The 14,788-nt window shown below is 65.4% G+C and carries 15 protein-coding genes; 6 read left to right on the top strand and 9 right to left on the bottom strand.

Annotated features, from left to right (window positions below):
* Positions 1-358 precede the first annotated feature (358 nt).
* From SD196_RS25875 to SD196_RS25855, 5 genes are all read right to left on the bottom strand, one after another.
* Positions 359-1,408 carry an extracellular solute-binding protein gene (locus tag SD196_RS25875; protein ID WP_275609167.1) on the bottom strand — a complete coding sequence of 350 codons (1,050 nt, stop codon included), beginning with the start codon at positions 1,406-1,408 and terminating at the stop codon, positions 359-361.
* Between the two features lie 44 nt (positions 1,409-1,452).
* Positions 1,453-2,241 (bottom strand): ABC transporter permease, encoded by a 789-nt coding sequence (locus tag SD196_RS25870; RefSeq protein ID WP_275609166.1) that lies wholly within the window; start codon positions 2,239-2,241, stop codon positions 1,453-1,455.
* Positions 2,238-3,152 (bottom strand): ABC transporter permease, encoded by a 915-nt coding sequence (locus tag SD196_RS25865; protein WP_275609165.1) that lies wholly within the window; start codon positions 3,150-3,152, stop codon positions 2,238-2,240. The genes SD196_RS25870 and SD196_RS25865 overlap by 4 nt, the downstream gene beginning before the upstream one ends.
* On the bottom strand, positions 3,149-4,198 hold the full coding sequence (locus SD196_RS25860) for an ABC transporter ATP-binding protein (RefSeq protein ID WP_275609164.1): 1,050 nt from the start codon (positions 4,196-4,198) through the stop codon (positions 3,149-3,151). Before SD196_RS25860 ends, SD196_RS25865 begins: the two co-directional genes overlap by 4 nt.
* Before the next feature lie 354 nt (positions 4,199-4,552).
* The gene (locus SD196_RS25855) at positions 4,553-5,569 is read right to left on the bottom strand and encodes an AraC family transcriptional regulator (protein ID WP_343578081.1); all 1,017 of its coding nucleotides are present in this window, start codon (positions 5,567-5,569) and stop codon (positions 4,553-4,555) included.
* Positions 5,570-5,707: 138 nt separating this feature from the next.
* Between SD196_RS25855 and SD196_RS25850 the strand changes: the two genes are divergently transcribed.
* Both SD196_RS25850 and SD196_RS25845 read left to right on the top strand, forming a co-directional pair.
* Positions 5,708-6,640 (top strand): SdiA-regulated domain-containing protein, encoded by a 933-nt coding sequence (locus SD196_RS25850; RefSeq protein WP_343578080.1) that lies wholly within the window; start codon positions 5,708-5,710, stop codon positions 6,638-6,640.
* A gap of 58 nt (positions 6,641-6,698) precedes the next feature.
* The gene (locus SD196_RS25845) at positions 6,699-7,469 is read left to right on the top strand and encodes a CatB-related O-acetyltransferase (RefSeq protein WP_275609161.1); all 771 of its coding nucleotides are present in this window, start codon (positions 6,699-6,701) and stop codon (positions 7,467-7,469) included.
* 42 nt (positions 7,470-7,511) lie between these two features.
* On the opposite strand, the gene SD196_RS25840 is transcribed toward SD196_RS25845, so the two are convergent.
* The 3 genes from SD196_RS25840 to rpiA form a co-directional block, all read right to left on the bottom strand.
* Entirely contained in the window at positions 7,512-9,455 is a 1,944-nt protein-coding gene (locus tag SD196_RS25840; protein ID WP_416310837.1) for an autotransporter domain-containing protein, read from the bottom strand.
* A gap of 211 nt (positions 9,456-9,666) precedes the next feature.
* Entirely contained in the window at positions 9,667-9,999 is a 333-nt protein-coding gene (locus SD196_RS25835; RefSeq protein ID WP_275609159.1) for a YegP family protein, read from the bottom strand.
* Between the two features lie 90 nt (positions 10,000-10,089).
* Positions 10,090-10,761: a ribose-5-phosphate isomerase RpiA gene (gene rpiA, locus SD196_RS25830; protein ID WP_275609158.1), complete on the bottom strand. Its 672-nt coding sequence runs from the start codon at positions 10,759-10,761 to the stop codon at positions 10,090-10,092.
* A gap of 202 nt (positions 10,762-10,963) precedes the next feature.
* Here rpiA and ilvA point away from each other — a divergent pair, with 202 nt between their 5' ends.
* From ilvA to SD196_RS25815, 3 genes are all read left to right on the top strand, one after another.
* The gene (ilvA, locus tag SD196_RS25825; RefSeq protein WP_275609157.1) at positions 10,964-12,478 is read left to right on the top strand and encodes a threonine ammonia-lyase, biosynthetic; all 1,515 of its coding nucleotides are present in this window, start codon (positions 10,964-10,966) and stop codon (positions 12,476-12,478) included.
* A 74-nt stretch (positions 12,479-12,552) separates the two neighbouring features.
* Positions 12,553-13,020 (top strand): DUF2269 domain-containing protein, encoded by a 468-nt coding sequence (locus SD196_RS25820; RefSeq protein ID WP_275609156.1) that lies wholly within the window; start codon positions 12,553-12,555, stop codon positions 13,018-13,020.
* A gap of 10 nt (positions 13,021-13,030) precedes the next feature.
* Positions 13,031-13,498 (top strand): DUF2269 family protein, encoded by a 468-nt coding sequence (locus tag SD196_RS25815; RefSeq protein WP_275609155.1) that lies wholly within the window; start codon positions 13,031-13,033, stop codon positions 13,496-13,498.
* A 6-nt stretch (positions 13,499-13,504) separates the two neighbouring features.
* On the opposite strand, the gene SD196_RS25810 is transcribed toward SD196_RS25815, so the two are convergent.
* Positions 13,505-14,161, bottom strand: coding sequence for an HAD family hydrolase (locus SD196_RS25810; RefSeq protein WP_275609154.1), 657 nt, complete (start codon positions 14,159-14,161; stop codon positions 13,505-13,507).
* 147 nt (positions 14,162-14,308) lie between these two features.
* Here SD196_RS25810 and SD196_RS25805 point away from each other — a divergent pair, with 147 nt between their 5' ends.
* The gene (locus SD196_RS25805; RefSeq protein WP_152227102.1) at positions 14,309-14,788 is read left to right on the top strand and encodes an RNA pyrophosphohydrolase; all 480 of its coding nucleotides are present in this window, start codon (positions 14,309-14,311) and stop codon (positions 14,786-14,788) included.

Here is a 14,788-nt window from a genome sequence, read left to right as displayed (position 1 = left end):
CGCGATGGGACGGCGTTCGGTGGCCGTCCGGGTTGTCGTCGGCTACGGATCAGCCGCAGCAGCGACGACGGGCGAGGAATGAAGGGCTGTGCTGCAGGGTGACGCAAAAGCTGGTCATGGGCGTTCTCGGGGACTTTGTTCTTGTGGATAACGCGCTCGCGTTCCCTTGGGATATTCCCGCACCACTGAATGTGGCGCCGGAGCTGGCCGCCTTTCCTGCCGCTCCCTGCGCGAGCGGCCCGACTCTAGCAACCGAGGTGGCCGGGCAGAACCCTGCAAAGGGTCAAAAAGGGATCGAAATGGCCAAACTGACTGTCAGGGTCACCCGGCGCGCACCGCCGCGCCGGGTGGCTTGCGGTTATTTCTTCAGCTTGGTCCACACCTTGGAGCGCAGTTGCAGCGCCTTGGGCGAGCACAGCTGGAAGGGCTTCAGGCGGTCCAGCTTGTCGGCCGGGGTGTTGATCGCCGGGTCGTCGAACAGCTCCTTCTCCATGTACTTGTCCGAGCCTGCGATGGCGTTGTTGTACTTGGCGAAGTTGGAGGCGGCGGCGATGTTTTCCGGCTGCATCATCCAGTTCAGGAAAGCGTGGGCTTCCTTGATGTTGGTGGCGTCCTTGGGAATGGCCAGGTTGTCGATGAACAGGCGGATGCCTTCCTTCGGATAGACGTAGACCAGGCTGGCGCGCTGGGCGTGGGCGCGGTGGAAGGCTCCGTTCCACTGCTGGTGCATGGAAACTTCGCCGGCGGCCATGCGCTCGATGGTGCCGTCGCTGTTGTACATCGCCAGCATCGGCTTCTGCTTGAGCAGCAGCTCCTGGATCTTCGCCGCCTCTTTCGGGTCTTCGGTGCACTCGTTGATGCCCAGGTAGTAGGACGCCGGGGCGTAAAGCTCCTCGATGGAGTTGAGCGCCACCACCTTGCCTTTCAGCTCGGCCGGCGGCTCGAAGAAGGGCTTCCAGCTTTCCTCCAGCTTGCCGCCGGGGACCTTGGCGCTGTCGTAGCTGTAGCCGGTGGTGCCCCACAGGTAGGGCACGGTGTAGTCGTGGCCCGGATCGTAGGTCAGGGTCTTGAACTTGTCTTTCAGGTTGGCCAGGTTCGGCAGCTGCGCCTTGTCGAGCTTCTGCAGCAGGTCTTCCTTGACGAAGATCTCGATGAAGCTGTCCGAGGGCACCACCACGTCATAGGCGCCGCCACCGGCCTTGAGCTTGGCCAGCAGGGTTTCGTTGCTGTCGTAGGAGTCGAGGGTGGCGTGGATGCCGGTGTCCTTTTCGAACTTCTTCAGCAGCTCCGGCGGGAAGTAGTCCGACCAGTTGGCGAAGTGCAGGGTGCCTTCGGCGTGGGCGCTGCCGGCCAGCAACAGGCTGGCGGCGACGAGCGTGCGGGCGATGGGGGTACGGCGGAATTTCATCGGTGAAGCTCCTTGCAATGTTGTTTTGTTTTGGCGGCAGGAGGTCAGCGGCGACGCTGGCCGACGTAGTACGACAACGCAACGAACGCGATGGAAATCAACAGTATTATTGAAGAAATGGCGTTGATCTTCGGGGAAATCCCCATGCGGATGGAGCTGAATATATACACCGGCAAGGTAGTGGCCCCGGCGCCGGCGACGAAGTAGGTGATGACGAAGTCGTCCATCGAGATGATGAACGCCAGCATCGCCCCGGAGAGGATGCCCGGCATCAGCAGCGGGAAGGTCACCTTCCAGAAGGTCTTCCAGGGCGAGGCGTAGAGGTCCGCTGCCGCTTCGGCCAGGCGCGGGTCCATGCCTTCGAGGCGGGCACGGATCGGCAGGTAGGCGAAGGGGATGCAGAACACCACGTGCGCCAGCAGGATGGTGAACAGCGACAGCTTCAGGCCGATGAAGGCGAAGAACATCAGGGTCGCCACGGCGGTGACGATCTCCGGCACCAGCAGCGGCAGGCCCAGCACGCCGCTCATCAGACCCTGGCCGCGGAAGGTCCGGCCGCGCATGCCCAGGGCGGCGAGGGTGGCCAGCGTGGTGGAGATGATCGTGGCGAGGCTGGCGACGATCAGCGAGTTCTTCGCCGCGCGGAGAATCTCCGGGTCGTCCGCCACCACCGCGTACCACTTCAGGCTGAAGCTCTCCCACAGCGTCGCCGACTGACCGCTGTTGAAGCTCAGCACCACCAGCACGAAGATCGGGACGTAGAGGAAGGCGAAGAACAGCCAGGCCGCGGGCCGTACGCCGGTGAAACGCCAGAGCGGATTGGCCGACTTCATGGATGACCTCCCGCGGTGCCCTGCTTGAAGCGCATGCTGTAGATCATCATTGCCAGCAGTACGAAGGCCAGCAGGGCAAAGGACAGCGCCGCGCCGAACGGCCAGTTGTGCGCCGTGCCGAACTGCAGCTGGATCAGGTTGCCGATCATCAGCGACTTACCGCCCCCCAGCAGCTCGGGAATGATGTAGCTGCCCAGCGAGGGGATGAACACCAGAATGCTGCCGGCGACGATGCCGGGCATGGCCAGCGGGATGATGATCCGCTTGAGCGCCTTCCAGCGGTTGGCGCCCAGGTCGAAGGCGGCTTCCACCAGGCGCCAGTCCATCTTTTCCAGGCTGGTGTAGATGGGCAGCACCATGAACGGCAGGTAGGTGTAGAGCAGGCCGATGATCACCGCGTTGTCGGTGTAGAGCAGGCCAATGGAGGCGTCGGTGAAGCCCAGCCCGTGCAGCCCCTCGTCGATCAGTCCGCCGTTGCGCAGCAGCAGGATCCAGGCGTAGACCCGCACCAGCAGGTTGGTCCAGAACGGCACCGTGACCAGGAACATCAGCAGGTTGCGCCGGCGTTCGTCCTGCAGCGCCAGGTACAGCGCGGTGGGGAAGCCGATCAGCAGGCAGCCCAGGGTGGTCAGGATCGACAGCCAGAAGGAGCGCTGGAAGATACCCAGGTAGTCGGCGTTGAACGCCAGGCTGTCGTCCAGGTCGCGCTCCCAGAGGAAGTTGATGTAGGCCTCGACGGTGTGCTGGCCCCACTTCACGCCGCCGTAGTCCCCCGGTGCCTGGATCGACACGGCGAACATGATGCCCAGTGGCAGGACGAGGAACACCACCAGCATGATCATCGCCGGGCTGGTCAGGGCCAGGCGATTGAACAGCGATTTGCGTTCCGCTTGTGCGCGCAGTGTGCTCATTCGGCCAGCACCCGGATGGCGGTGGCGGGCACGCGGACCCGTACCCGTGCGCCCGGGGCGTGGGTGGAATGGGCGCCGTCGCGGTTCTGCTGACGTACGCGGAAGCCGCCCTGACCGGCGACATTGAGGTGGTACACGGTGTCGGTGCCGACGTAGACGATGTTTTCCACCACGCCCTCGAGCTGCCCGTCCTGCGCGAGCTCAGTGCGCTCCGGGCGGATCGCCAGGGTGACCTTGCCCGGCAGGGTGGTCGCCGCCGGCAGCAACTGGCCGTCGGGCAGACGCACGCTGTCGCCGCTGGATTCGCCTTCGAGGAAGTTGGTCTCGCCGATGAAGTCGGCCACCAGGCGGTTGACCGGCGCTTCGTAGATTTCCGTCGGCGTGCCGATCTGCATGACCTTGCCGCGACTCATCACCGCGATGCGGTCGGACATGGTCAGGGCTTCTTCCTGGTCGTGGGTGACGAAGATGAAGGTGATGCCGGTCTCGTGCTGCAGGCGCTTGAGCTCGATCTGCATTTCCTTGCGCAGCTTGAGGTCCAGCGCGGAGAGCGATTCGTCGAGCAGCAGCACCTTGGGCCGGCTGGCCAGGGCGCGGGCCAGGGCGATGCGCTGCTGCTGGCCGCCGGAGAGCTGGTCGGCGCGGCGTGAGCCGACATCCGGCAGGCGGACCAGGTCGAGCATCTTCTGCACGGTGGCGTCGATGTCGGCGCGGCTCTTGCCCTGCATTTCCAGGCCGAAGGCGATGTTCTGGGCCACCGTCATGTGGGGGAACAGGGCGTAGCTCTGGAAGACGGTGTTGACCGGGCGGCGGAAGGGCGGGAGGCCTTCCATCGCATCGCCGTAGAGGCGGATGCTGCCGGAGGAGGGTTGTTCGAATCCGGCGATCAGTCGCAGCAAGGTAGTCTTGCCGCAGCCCGAAGGCCCGAGGAGGGTGAAGAACTCGTTGGCGCGGATTTCCAGTGACACGTCGTCCAGGGCTTTGAGGCCTTGTCCGGGTGTACCGAACTCCATGCATATCCGCTCGATGGTGATCGCGCTGGTCATGCTGGTACCATGCAGTTAAGCAGTTGTTATTGTTGAGGTTTTACGGTTTCTGAGACCGTTTCACCTAGCTGCGGATTGATAATGACCAAGCAGCCCGATGCGCAGAACGATAGATCAGGCCAATAAGGGATAAATCAGGCCAAGTTGGAAATAGCCTCTGGAACGTGGGAATCCAGGCGTCAGAGACGTGTCGTTCGGGGGCTTTTGTAGGAGCGAGCTTGCTCGCGATCCTTGCGATTCCGACCCTGTGTGCGAATGCCATCCCTCACCCTAACCCTGGCTGCGCGCCCCGCTCCGAAGGGAGAGAGGGCCGTTCGGCGCGCGTTGCAACGCCAGATAGGTACCGTTCCCGATTCACCCCCGATACAAGCTCGGACTCGACCCGCTCCAACGCTGGAAGGCATGGCGGAAGCTGGCCGTCTCGCTGTAACCAAGCTGCTCGGCGATCAGGTAGATCGGCAGGTCGGTGTCCTTGAGCAACTGCCGCGCGCGGTCGAAGCGCACCTCGTCGAGCACCTGTTGATAACTGGTGTTCTGCTGTTGCAGATGGCGGCGCAGGGTGCGGGTGGAGCGGTGCAGGTGGCGCGCCACGGTGCCCAGGTTGGCGGTGTCCTGCAGGTGGCTGGCCAGGTGCTGGCGCAATTGCTCGATCACATCGCCACGGCTGCTGAGTGTCGCGCTCATGCGCAGGCATTGCTGCACGCCGTTGTGGCAGCTCACCGGGTCGGCCAGCGGCAGCAGGCGGTCCAGCAGCGCCGGGCTGAAGCACAGGGCGCTGGTTGGCGCGCCGAACTCCACCGGGCAGCCCAGGCGTTCGGTGTAGGTTGCCGCGTGCAGCGGCGGGCGGTAGGCCAGCAGCAGGCGACGCGGGCGCACCGATTCGCCGAGCAGGTCGCGGATCACCGTGAGCATCGAGGTCAGGCACAGTTCGGTGTTGAATACCGTCAGTTCCGGCGCGTAGCGGTAGCCATCGGCGCTCAGGTGCACCTCATCGTCCCGTGGCACCAGGGCCAGGCGGAAGTAGGTACCAAGCAGGTCGGGAAAGGACAGCGCCAGTTGCAGCGCGTCGCGCAGGGTGCGGCTGGCGAGCATGCTGTAGCCGAGGATGCCGTAGGCCGAGACATGCATGCGCAGGCCGAGGTAGAGGCCCAGGGCCGGATCGTGGTGACAGCTCAGGGCGTTGGCGAAGACCCGCAGTTCCTGGGCGTGGGTGATCAGCTTGTGCGGGGTCAGCAGGTCCGCTTCGTCGATGCCGCTGCCCTCCAGCAGCCGCTGGCGCGGTATGCCCGCATGATGCAGCACTTCGGTGGCGAGTACCACGGTGTGCAGGGTGGCTTGCTGGCGTTGTTCGGGAAGCAGGGACACGGCCATCGGTACACCTTCGGGGATGATCGATCGGTCTTGCGCTAACCTGACTCTAGCCTGCGGGCATTTCCCCTGCCGCCTTTAAGTTTGGCTTCAGCCCAGGCTGCGAAGCTGCGCGGCCTTTCCGAGAACATCGAGTCCCCCATGCGCCGCCTGCTCAAACCCCGTCGCCTGCTTCCGCTACTGGGGCTGCTGGCCCTGGCCGCCCTGCTCGCGCTGTGCCAGAGCTTGCGCGTCTACGAGCGCATCTGGTTCAAGTTCAACGAATGGCGGCATGCGGCGCACTGGCAGGATCAGTCGATCTGGCTGCCCGGCTATCGAGTGCTGATCGAGGCGCAACCCATCGAGGGGCTGGCGGATAACGTCTCGGCGCTGACCTACGACCCGGACCGGCAGACCCTGTTCACCGTCACCAACAAGCGCAACGAGCTGATCGAGCTGTCGCTGGAGGGCGAGGTGCTGCGCAGGATCGCGCTGCACGGCTTCGGCGATACCGAGGCCATCGAGTACATCAGCCGCAACGTCTACGTGATCAGCGACGAAACCCACCAGCGGCTGCTCCGCGTCGAATTGCGCGACGACACGACGCAACTGCGCGCCGAAGACGCACAGCAGCTGGCCCTGGCGCTGGGGCGCGGCGGCAACAGCGGCTTCGAGGGGCTGGCCTACGATTCGCTGGGCAAGCGCCTGTTCGTCGCCAAGGAGCGCAATCCGGTGCATATCTATGAGGTGCGCGGCTTCCCCTACGAGCAATCGCAGGAGCCCTTCGCGGTGCACGTGGTGGAAGATCTCGAGCACAACCGCAACCTGTTCGTCCGCGACCTTTCCAGCCTGCAGTACGACGAGCGCAGTGGGCACCTGCTGGCGCTGTCCGACGAATCGCGGCTGGTGCTGGAGCTGAGCGCCGAGGGCGAGCCGATCAGCTCGCTGTCGCTGCTGCGCGGCATGAGTGGCCTGCGCCGCAGCGTGCCGCAGGCCGAGGGTATCGCCATGGATGACCAGGGCACGCTGTACCTGGTCAGCGAGCCCAACCTCTTCTATGTGTTCAGAAAGCCCATGCCAATGGAGCCACGGTAATGAAGTCGTTACAGTGCTGCTTTCCGATACGAAGTATGGCGTTTTGCCAGGATCGGCCATGAATATCTTCCAGGAAGCGCTGATCAACCGGCGCTTGAAAAAATCACTCGACAGCCACCAGTGCCGCCTGGCCGGCGGCATCAAGTCCCTGCGCGATGGCGCCCAGCTCATCCTCGAGCCGGGGGTGAAGATCGGCAAGACGAAGATCTTTTCGCCCAGGCTGGCCATCGGGGCCTACAGCGATATCGTCAGCGGCAGCGAGTTCCGCCATGTCTCGCAGATCGGCCGTTACTGCTCCATCGCTACCGCGGTGGTCATCGGCCAGGCGCGCCAGTCCCATCCCATCGACTGGCTGACCACCCATCACTTCGCCTCCAACCCCAAGCTGATCAAACGTCCGATCAAGCGCGAGCATCCCTACCACCCCGCGGTGATCGGGCACGATGTGTGGATCGGTCGCGATGTGTTGATCCTGGATGGGGTCAAGATCGGCACCGGTGCCATCATCGGTGCTCAGTCGCTGGTCAACGCCGATGTGCCGCCCTACGCCATAGTCGCCGGCACCCCGGCGCGGGTGATCCGCTATCGCTTCGAGCCCGAAGTGATCGAGGGTCTGCTGGCCAGCCACTGGTGGGAGTTGCCGCTGGATGTCCTGGGCGAACTGCCGCTGGATGATCCGCAGACCTGCCTGGCGACACTGCAAAACAGAACTCCGCCAGCGGCAGCCCATCCGCGGCGTCTGCGAATCGATTCGGAGCCCTTCCGCCTGCGGATTATTCCCGCCGTGGAAGCCGCGCAGGCTGCTTCGCTCGACGCTTCCGGCACTTAGCGAAAGAAACGAGGCGCCCCAGGGCGCCTCGCCTTGCCTCGGTCAGAACTGCCACTGCACCCCGAGCGAATAGGACGCCTGGCTGCCTTCGCTGTGGGCGAAGCGCGTATTGGCCTCGGCGAACACGCCCAACTGCTCGGTGACCGCCAGCAGTGCGCCGGCCTGGGCCCGGCCGAAGTCCTTGTCCACATCGCCCAGATCGGCGACACGGGTGCGGCCATCGCCCAGGGCGGTCAGCGCGATATCGTCCAGGCGGCCGTCCGCCAGCTCCTTCACCCAGCGCACGCTGGCGTAGGGTTTCACGGCCATCCGCTTACCCAGCGCCAGTCCGCCGCGCAGGCCCCAGCCGAGGCTGGCTTCCAGCGAGTCGTAGTCCTGCTCCTCGAAGCCCAGCGCGGTGCGCAGGTCGTCGTCTTCGTCGAAGTCATCGATGCGGTAGTGCACGTAGTCCAGTCCGCCCTGCGGACCGGTCTTGATGCCGGCGATATCGAAGTCGTAGCCGCCGTCGACGCGGGCGCCCCAGAACCAGGCGTTGGTATCGCCGTCGATGCGCTGGTCGAGCAGCACCGGCCCGCCCTTGGCCTGCAGATAGACTGCACGCTTGCTGTCGAGGTCGCTGTAGCCGGTGCTCAGCTCGCCGCCGAGCCAGGCCGGGCCGCCGTCGTTGAGCAGGCCGTAGAGTCCCAGTTGCCAGGTTTCCGCTTCCAGGCGGGCGCTGTGGTCCAGGTTGTCGCGGCTGCGCTGGAAGCTCAGGCTGCCGCCGAGGGTCAGCGCTTCGCTGGCACGGTAGTCACCCAGCAGGTGCACGCCGGCGCGGTGCGAGCGCGGGTCGCCGGGCATGTCGAAGCCGCTTTCCGGGGTGGTCTCGCCTTCCACGCCGACCTCACCATCGAAGCTGCCCACGGTGCGCGGGCTGCCCAGCAGCGTCAGCCAGCGGCGGTCGTGCATACGGGTCAGGGCCAGGTGCTGGCGCTGCAGCTGGTCTTCCATCTGCCGCGCCATCGCGCCGCCGGAAGTGGTGGAGGCCAGCAGGTCGGCATTGGTCAGTTCCAGCACCAGGCGCGTGAGCAGGCGGGAGAAGTCGCGCAGACGCTGGTCGATGCGTTCCTGGCCGAAGGCGCCGGTGAGCACCTGCTCGTTGTCCAGCGCCGGGTTGTGCCAGGTGGCGCCGCCGGGGATGGCCGGGTTGTCGGTCTGCTCGTAGCCGTCCAGCTCGCCCAGTTCCCAGTTGGTCGCCTCGATGAACAGCACCGGGACGTTCAGGCCCTCGAAGCTTTCGCCGTCGCTGCAGCAGCCGGTGCCGGCGGGGTATTCCTCGTTCAGGCCGGGGTTGGTGAACAGCGGGATCTTCAGTTCCTGGGCGATGCGCAGGAGCTGGTCGCGGTAGGCGCCCAGCGCTGGATTGTCCACGCTGTTGAAGCCGGCGTGGGCGTACATCTTGTCGCCGGTGATCAGGCTGTCGAGGTTGATCATCCCCAGCAGGTTGCTGCGCTGCTCGTCGCTCAGGGAGGCGACGTAGGCTCGGGAGCCGCGCAGACCTTCCTCTTCGGCGCCGAAGCCGACCACTTCCAGGCCGTTCTCCAGCTCGATGCCGCCCAGGTTGCGGGCGATTTCGGTCAGCACCGCGGCGCCGGAACCGTTGTCGTCCAGACCCTGCAGGGTCGGCCGGCCGTAGTAGGTGTCGTAGTGGGCGCCCAGCACCACGTACCGGCCGCTGCTGCCCGGAGCGCTGGCGATGACGTTCTGCGAGCTGCGGCTACCGGCCCAGGTGAAGTCCTGCACCTGCGTCTGGTAGCCGAAGCCCAGGCGCGACTGCATCAGCGCGGTGGCGCCGGCGAAGCTGGCGGTGCCGCGGTAACGGCCGGGGTAGTCGTTGATCAGGGTGTCGAGGGTATCCCCGGCGTAGTCCCCGTACTCGTAGGCGCTGGCATCGATCGAAAACGCGGCGCATCCCAGGCTGACCGCAACGGCTAAGGGTTTGAACACGGCACTTTCCTCTGTGTCGATTGGAATCGCATCGGTCTTGATGCGTGCGCCGGAGGAAAGCAGGATGTGCGCCGTTTCGCCGAAGATGCTTGGAAATTGACGCCTGAGTGATAGAGAGTGTCGCGTCACTGTAACAATGGTGATACACGGCCGGCCTGCTGGCCAGCCGTGTCCGGGCGGGGGTATTCGATACTCCCCGAAAGGGGGCGCCTCAGGTTTCGTCGCTGACCGGCGCCTCGGGCGCGTAGCGCTTCACCGCGGCCACGCCGTTCTCGGCGTTGGCCTGGCTTGCGTACATCTGGCTCTGGCCGACGACCTGGCCGTTGGTGGCCTTGAGCACGAAGTAGTGCTTGCCGTTGGAGGCAGTCTTCACTTCGAAGGCGCCTTCGCGCTGGGAGTTCTTGCGCACCGACTCGATGCCGTCCTGGGCCGAGGCCTTGGCCTTGTACAGCTCGCTGGTCAGCACGATCTCGCCGTTGCTGGCGTGCAGGTTGAAGTGGAACTGGCCATCACTGGCCTTCTTGAGATGGTACTTGCCGGCCATGCCGTTTTCTCCGTTGGGTGGAAGGTATCCCCCAGCGTAGACGGCTGCGCGCGGAAAGGAGCGCCATCGGCTGGATGGCGCCCCTCGGGCTCAGACCTTGAGGGTCTTCACACCTTCGGCGGTGCCGAGCAGCAGCAGGTCGGCCGGACGCGCGGCGAACAGGCCATTGGTGACCACGCCGACGATGTTGTTGATCGCCTCTTCCAGCTGTACCGGGCTGTCGATGCGCAGGTTGTGCACGTCGAGGATGATGTTGCCGTTGTCGGTCAGAACGCCCTCGCGGTACACCGGGTCGCCGCCCAGCTTGACCAACTGGCGGGCCACGTGGCTGCGGGCCATGGGGATGACTTCCACCGGCAGCGGGAAGGCGCCGAGGATCGGTACCAGCTTGCTGGCGTCGGCGATGCAGATGAACTGCTTGGCCACCGCGGCGACGATCTTCTCGCGGGTCAGCGCGGCGCCGCCGCCCTTGATCAGTTCCAGGCGCTCGTTGGTCTCGTCGGCGCCGTCGACGTAGAACTCCAGCTCGCTGACGGTGTTCAGGTCATAGACCGGAATGCCGTGGCCCTTCAGGCGCGCGGCGGTGGCTTCGGAACTGGCCACGGCGCCGTCGAACTCGGCCTTGTGCCTGGCCAGCAGATCGATGAAGAAGTTGGCGGTGGAGCCGGTGCCCACGCCCACGATGCTCTTGCTGTCGAGGTGCGGAAGAATGTGGTCGACGGCGGCTTGGGCCACTGCCTGCTTGAGCTGATCCTGGTTCATGGCGGACTGTCTTCTGGATGGTCGGCGCGCCGGGCGCCCGGGAAGGTACGAAGGGTCGGATTATAGCGGCCGCGAGCGCCTGGGTGTTGCGCCGCCGGACAACTGTTCCGGTCTTTCCCGCGCGGATTGTTCGGTGGCCCGCCCGGCGCCGGCTGGAGTAGACTCGCAACTCCTCGAAAATGCCGCCGAATGTGCCCTTCCGATGCTCGAACAATACGTCAAGAAGATCCTCACCTCGCGTGTCTACGACGTTGCCGTGGAAACGCCCCTGCAGCCCGCCCGCCAGCTCTCCGAGCGCCTGGGCAACCAGATTCTGCTCAAGCGCGAAGACCTGCAGCCGGTGTTCTCCTTCAAGATTCGCGGCGCCTACAATAAGCTGGCGCAGCTGACCCCGGAAGAACTGGCGCGCGGCGTGGTCACCGCCTCGGCGGGCAACCATGCCCAGGGCGTGGCGCTGGCGGCCCGTGAGCTGGGAATCAAGGCGACCATCGTGATGCCGCGCACCACGCCGGAGCTGAAGGTGCAGGGCGTGCGCGCCCGCGGCGGCAAGGCCGTGCTGCACGGCGATGCTTTCCCCGACGCGCTGGCGCATTCGCTGAAGCTGGTGGAAGAGAAGGGCTACGTCTACATCCACCCCTACGACGATCCGGAAGTGATCGCCGGGCAAGGCACCGTGGCGATGGAAATCCTCCGTCAGCATCCGGGCCGGCTGGACGCGATCTTCGTCCCGGTTGGCGGCGGCGGCCTGATCGCCGGCATCGCTGCCTACGTCAAATACCTGCGCCCGGACGTCAAGGTGATCGGCGTCGAGCCGGATGACTCCAACTGCCTGCAAGCCGCCATGGCCGCCGGCGAGCGCGTGGTGCTGGGGCAGGTCGGGCTGTTCGCCGACGGCGTGGCCGTGGCGCAGATCGGCCAGCACACCTTCGACCTGTGCAAGGACTACGTCGATGAAGTGATCACCGTCAGCACCGACGAGATCTGCGCGGCGATCAAGGACATCTACGACGATACCCGCTCGATCACCGAACCGGCCGGCGCGCTGGCGGTGGCGGGCATCAAGAAGTACGTGCAGCGCGAGAGCGCCAGCGGCCAGACCCTGGTGGCCATCGATTCGGGCGCCAACATCAACTTCGACCGCCTGCGCCATGTGGCCGAGCGTGCCGAACTGGGCGAGAAGCGCGAAGCGATCATCGCGGTGACCATCCCTGAGCGTCCGGGTAGCTTCAAGGCTTTCTGCGAAGCCATCGGCAAGCGCCAGATCACCGAGTTCAACTACCGCTACAACACCAACCAGGAAGCGCACATCTTCGTCGGCGTACAGACCCACCCCGACAACGACCCGCGCGAGGCGCTGGTGGAGCAGCTGCGTGGCCAGGGCTTCCCGGTGCTGGACCTGACCGACAACGAGCTGGCCAAGCTGCACATTCGCCACATGGTCGGCGGCCACTCGCCGCGGGTCAGCGGCGAGCAGGTGTTCCGCTTCGAGTTCCCCGAGCGGCCGGGCGCGCTGTTCAACTTCCTCAACCGCCTGGGCGGGCGCTGGAACATCACCATGTTCCACTACCGCAACCACGGCGCGGCGGACGGTCGCGTGGTCGCTGGCCTGCAGGTGCCGGACGATGAGCAGCACCTGGTGGCCGCAGCGCTGGAAGAGATCGGCTACCCGTACTGGGATGAAAGCGACAACCCGGCCTATCGCCTGTTCCTCGGCTGACGCCGGGGAGCAGGGCCGCCGCGGCGGGTGCTAGTCTTCGCTGAACGCAGGATTGTTCACAGGAACGCATGACCATGGAAAGCTACCAGACCTTCCGAATCCTCCACGGTGTCGCGGCGGTGCTGCCGTTTCTCGCGATCATCGGCCTGGCCTGGTACGGCTGGCGCAGCTGGCGCGGTGGCGACGCCGGGAAGATCGCCACGGCGCTGCAACGTATCGGCCTGGCCGGCTGGGTGCTGGTCGCCGGCAGCATCGCCAGCCTGCCGGTCACCGGCTGGCAGATGGTGCACGGCGCGGGCCTGCCGCTGGGGCAGACCTGGCTGCTGGGCAGCGCCTGCCTGCTGATCGTCGCCACGCTGTTCTGGCTGCTGTTCACCACCCGTCTGTGGCGCATCCGTGGGCTGGCCCTGGCCGCCCAGGGCAGCGGCGAGCCGATTGCCGCTGGCGCGGCACGGCAGTGGAAGTTCGGCCTGGTGTTCTTCGTGCTCGCGCTGCTGTGCGTGATCGCCATCCTGGTGCTGATGATCAGCAAGCCGGTCTGACGCGCACTCCGTGAGCGTCTACCTGCTGCTCAAGACCCTGCACATCCTCTCTTCCACGCTGCTGTTCGGCACCGGCCTGGGCTCGGCCTACTACGCCTGGCGCGCGTGGCGCAGCGGCAGCCTGGAGGCGATCCGGGTCACCTTCCGCCACCTGGTCACCGCCGACTGGCTGTTCATCGCCACCACGGCGGTATTCCAGCCGCTGAGTGGCATGGCCATGGCGCATCTCGCCGGCTGGCCGCTGGATTCGGGCTGGCTGCTGTGGAGCCTGTTGCTGTATGTGTTTGCCGGCGCCTGCTGGCTGCCGGTGGTCTGGCTGCAGATCCGCGTGCGGGACATGGCCGAGACGGCGCACCGGGAAGGTGCGGCGCTACCGCCGCAAGCCTTTCTCTATATGCGCTGGTGGTTCGCCCTGGGGTGGCCGGCGTTTCTGGCCTTCCTGGCGATTTTCCATCTGATGGTGAACAAGACGCTCTGAGGTGGCTCAGTCGCGCAAGCTTATCACCGGCCAGCCGCGCGAGAGGGCAGTGGCGCGCAGGGTGTCGTCCGGGTCGACGGCGACCGGATTGGCCACCCGTTCCAGCAGCGGCAGGTCGTTGCGCGAGTCGCTGTAGAAGTACGCGTCGTCCAGCTTCAGGCCGGTCTCGTCGAGCCAGCGTTGCAGGCGGGTCACCTTGCCGCCCTGGAAACAGGGCACGTCGAAGGTGCGGCCGGTGTAGAGACCGTCCTTCATTTCGCATTCGGTGGCGATCAGCGTTTCCACGCCCAGGCGCTCGGCGATGGGGCCGGTCACGAAGCGGTTGGTGGCGGTGATGATCACCAGCTTGTCGCCGGCGGCGCGGTGCTCGGCCAGCAGGGCCTCGCCCTTGGCCAGGATGATCGGCTCGATGACCTCGTCCATGAACTGGCGGTGCCAGATCGCCAGCTGTTCCAGGCTGTTGCGGCCCAGGATGGCCTGGGTGAAGGCCTGGTAGGCGAACACGTCCAGGGTGCCAGCCACGTAGTCGGCATAGAAGGCGTCGTTGCGCGCCTGGTACTCGCCGGCGTCGACCAGGCCACGCTGGCACAGCCATTCGCCCCAGCTGTGGTCACTGTCACCGGCCAGGAGAGTGTTGTCGAGATCGAAGAGAGCCAATCGCACGTCGAATTACCAATGGTTGCCTATGCTGAAAAGTCGCCTAGAGTAACGGCTTTTGTCGGCCCTGCACATGACGCCGCGCCTCGCGTTGCCGCTGTCACAAGCTTTGTGGAACAATGCGGGCACACGCGATTTCGAGGATGTACCGCCGTGATCGATCCCGATGGTTTTCGCCCTAATGTCGGCATCATCCTTTCCAACGATGTCGGACAAGTATTGTGGGCACGGCGTATCAACCAGGAAGCCTGGCAATTTCCCCAGGGCGGCATCAATGCCCGCGAAACCCCTGAGGAAGCGCTGTTCCGCGAATTGAATGAAGAAGTCGGCCTGGAAGAACAGGACGTACGGATTCTTGCCTGTACCCGTGGCTGGCTGCGTTACCGCCTGCCGCAACGCCTGGTGCGGACCAACAGCCAACCGCTGTGCATCGGGCAGAAACAGAAATGGTTCCTCCTGCGCCTGACCGGCGAGGAAAGCCGGGTGCGCATGGATGTGACCGGCAAACCGGAATTCGATGGCTGGCGTTGGGTCAGCTACTGGTACCCGCTGGGCCAGGTCGTGACCTTCAAGCGCGAGGTCTACCGCCGGGCCCTGAAGGAATTGGCACCGCGCCTCCTGGCGCGCGACTAG

The organism is Pseudomonas macauensis, from assembly GCF_047902425.1.
Classification (GTDB): domain Bacteria; phylum Pseudomonadota; class Gammaproteobacteria; order Pseudomonadales; family Pseudomonadaceae; genus Pseudomonas.
This window is presented reverse-complemented; position numbering and strand designations above follow the sequence as displayed.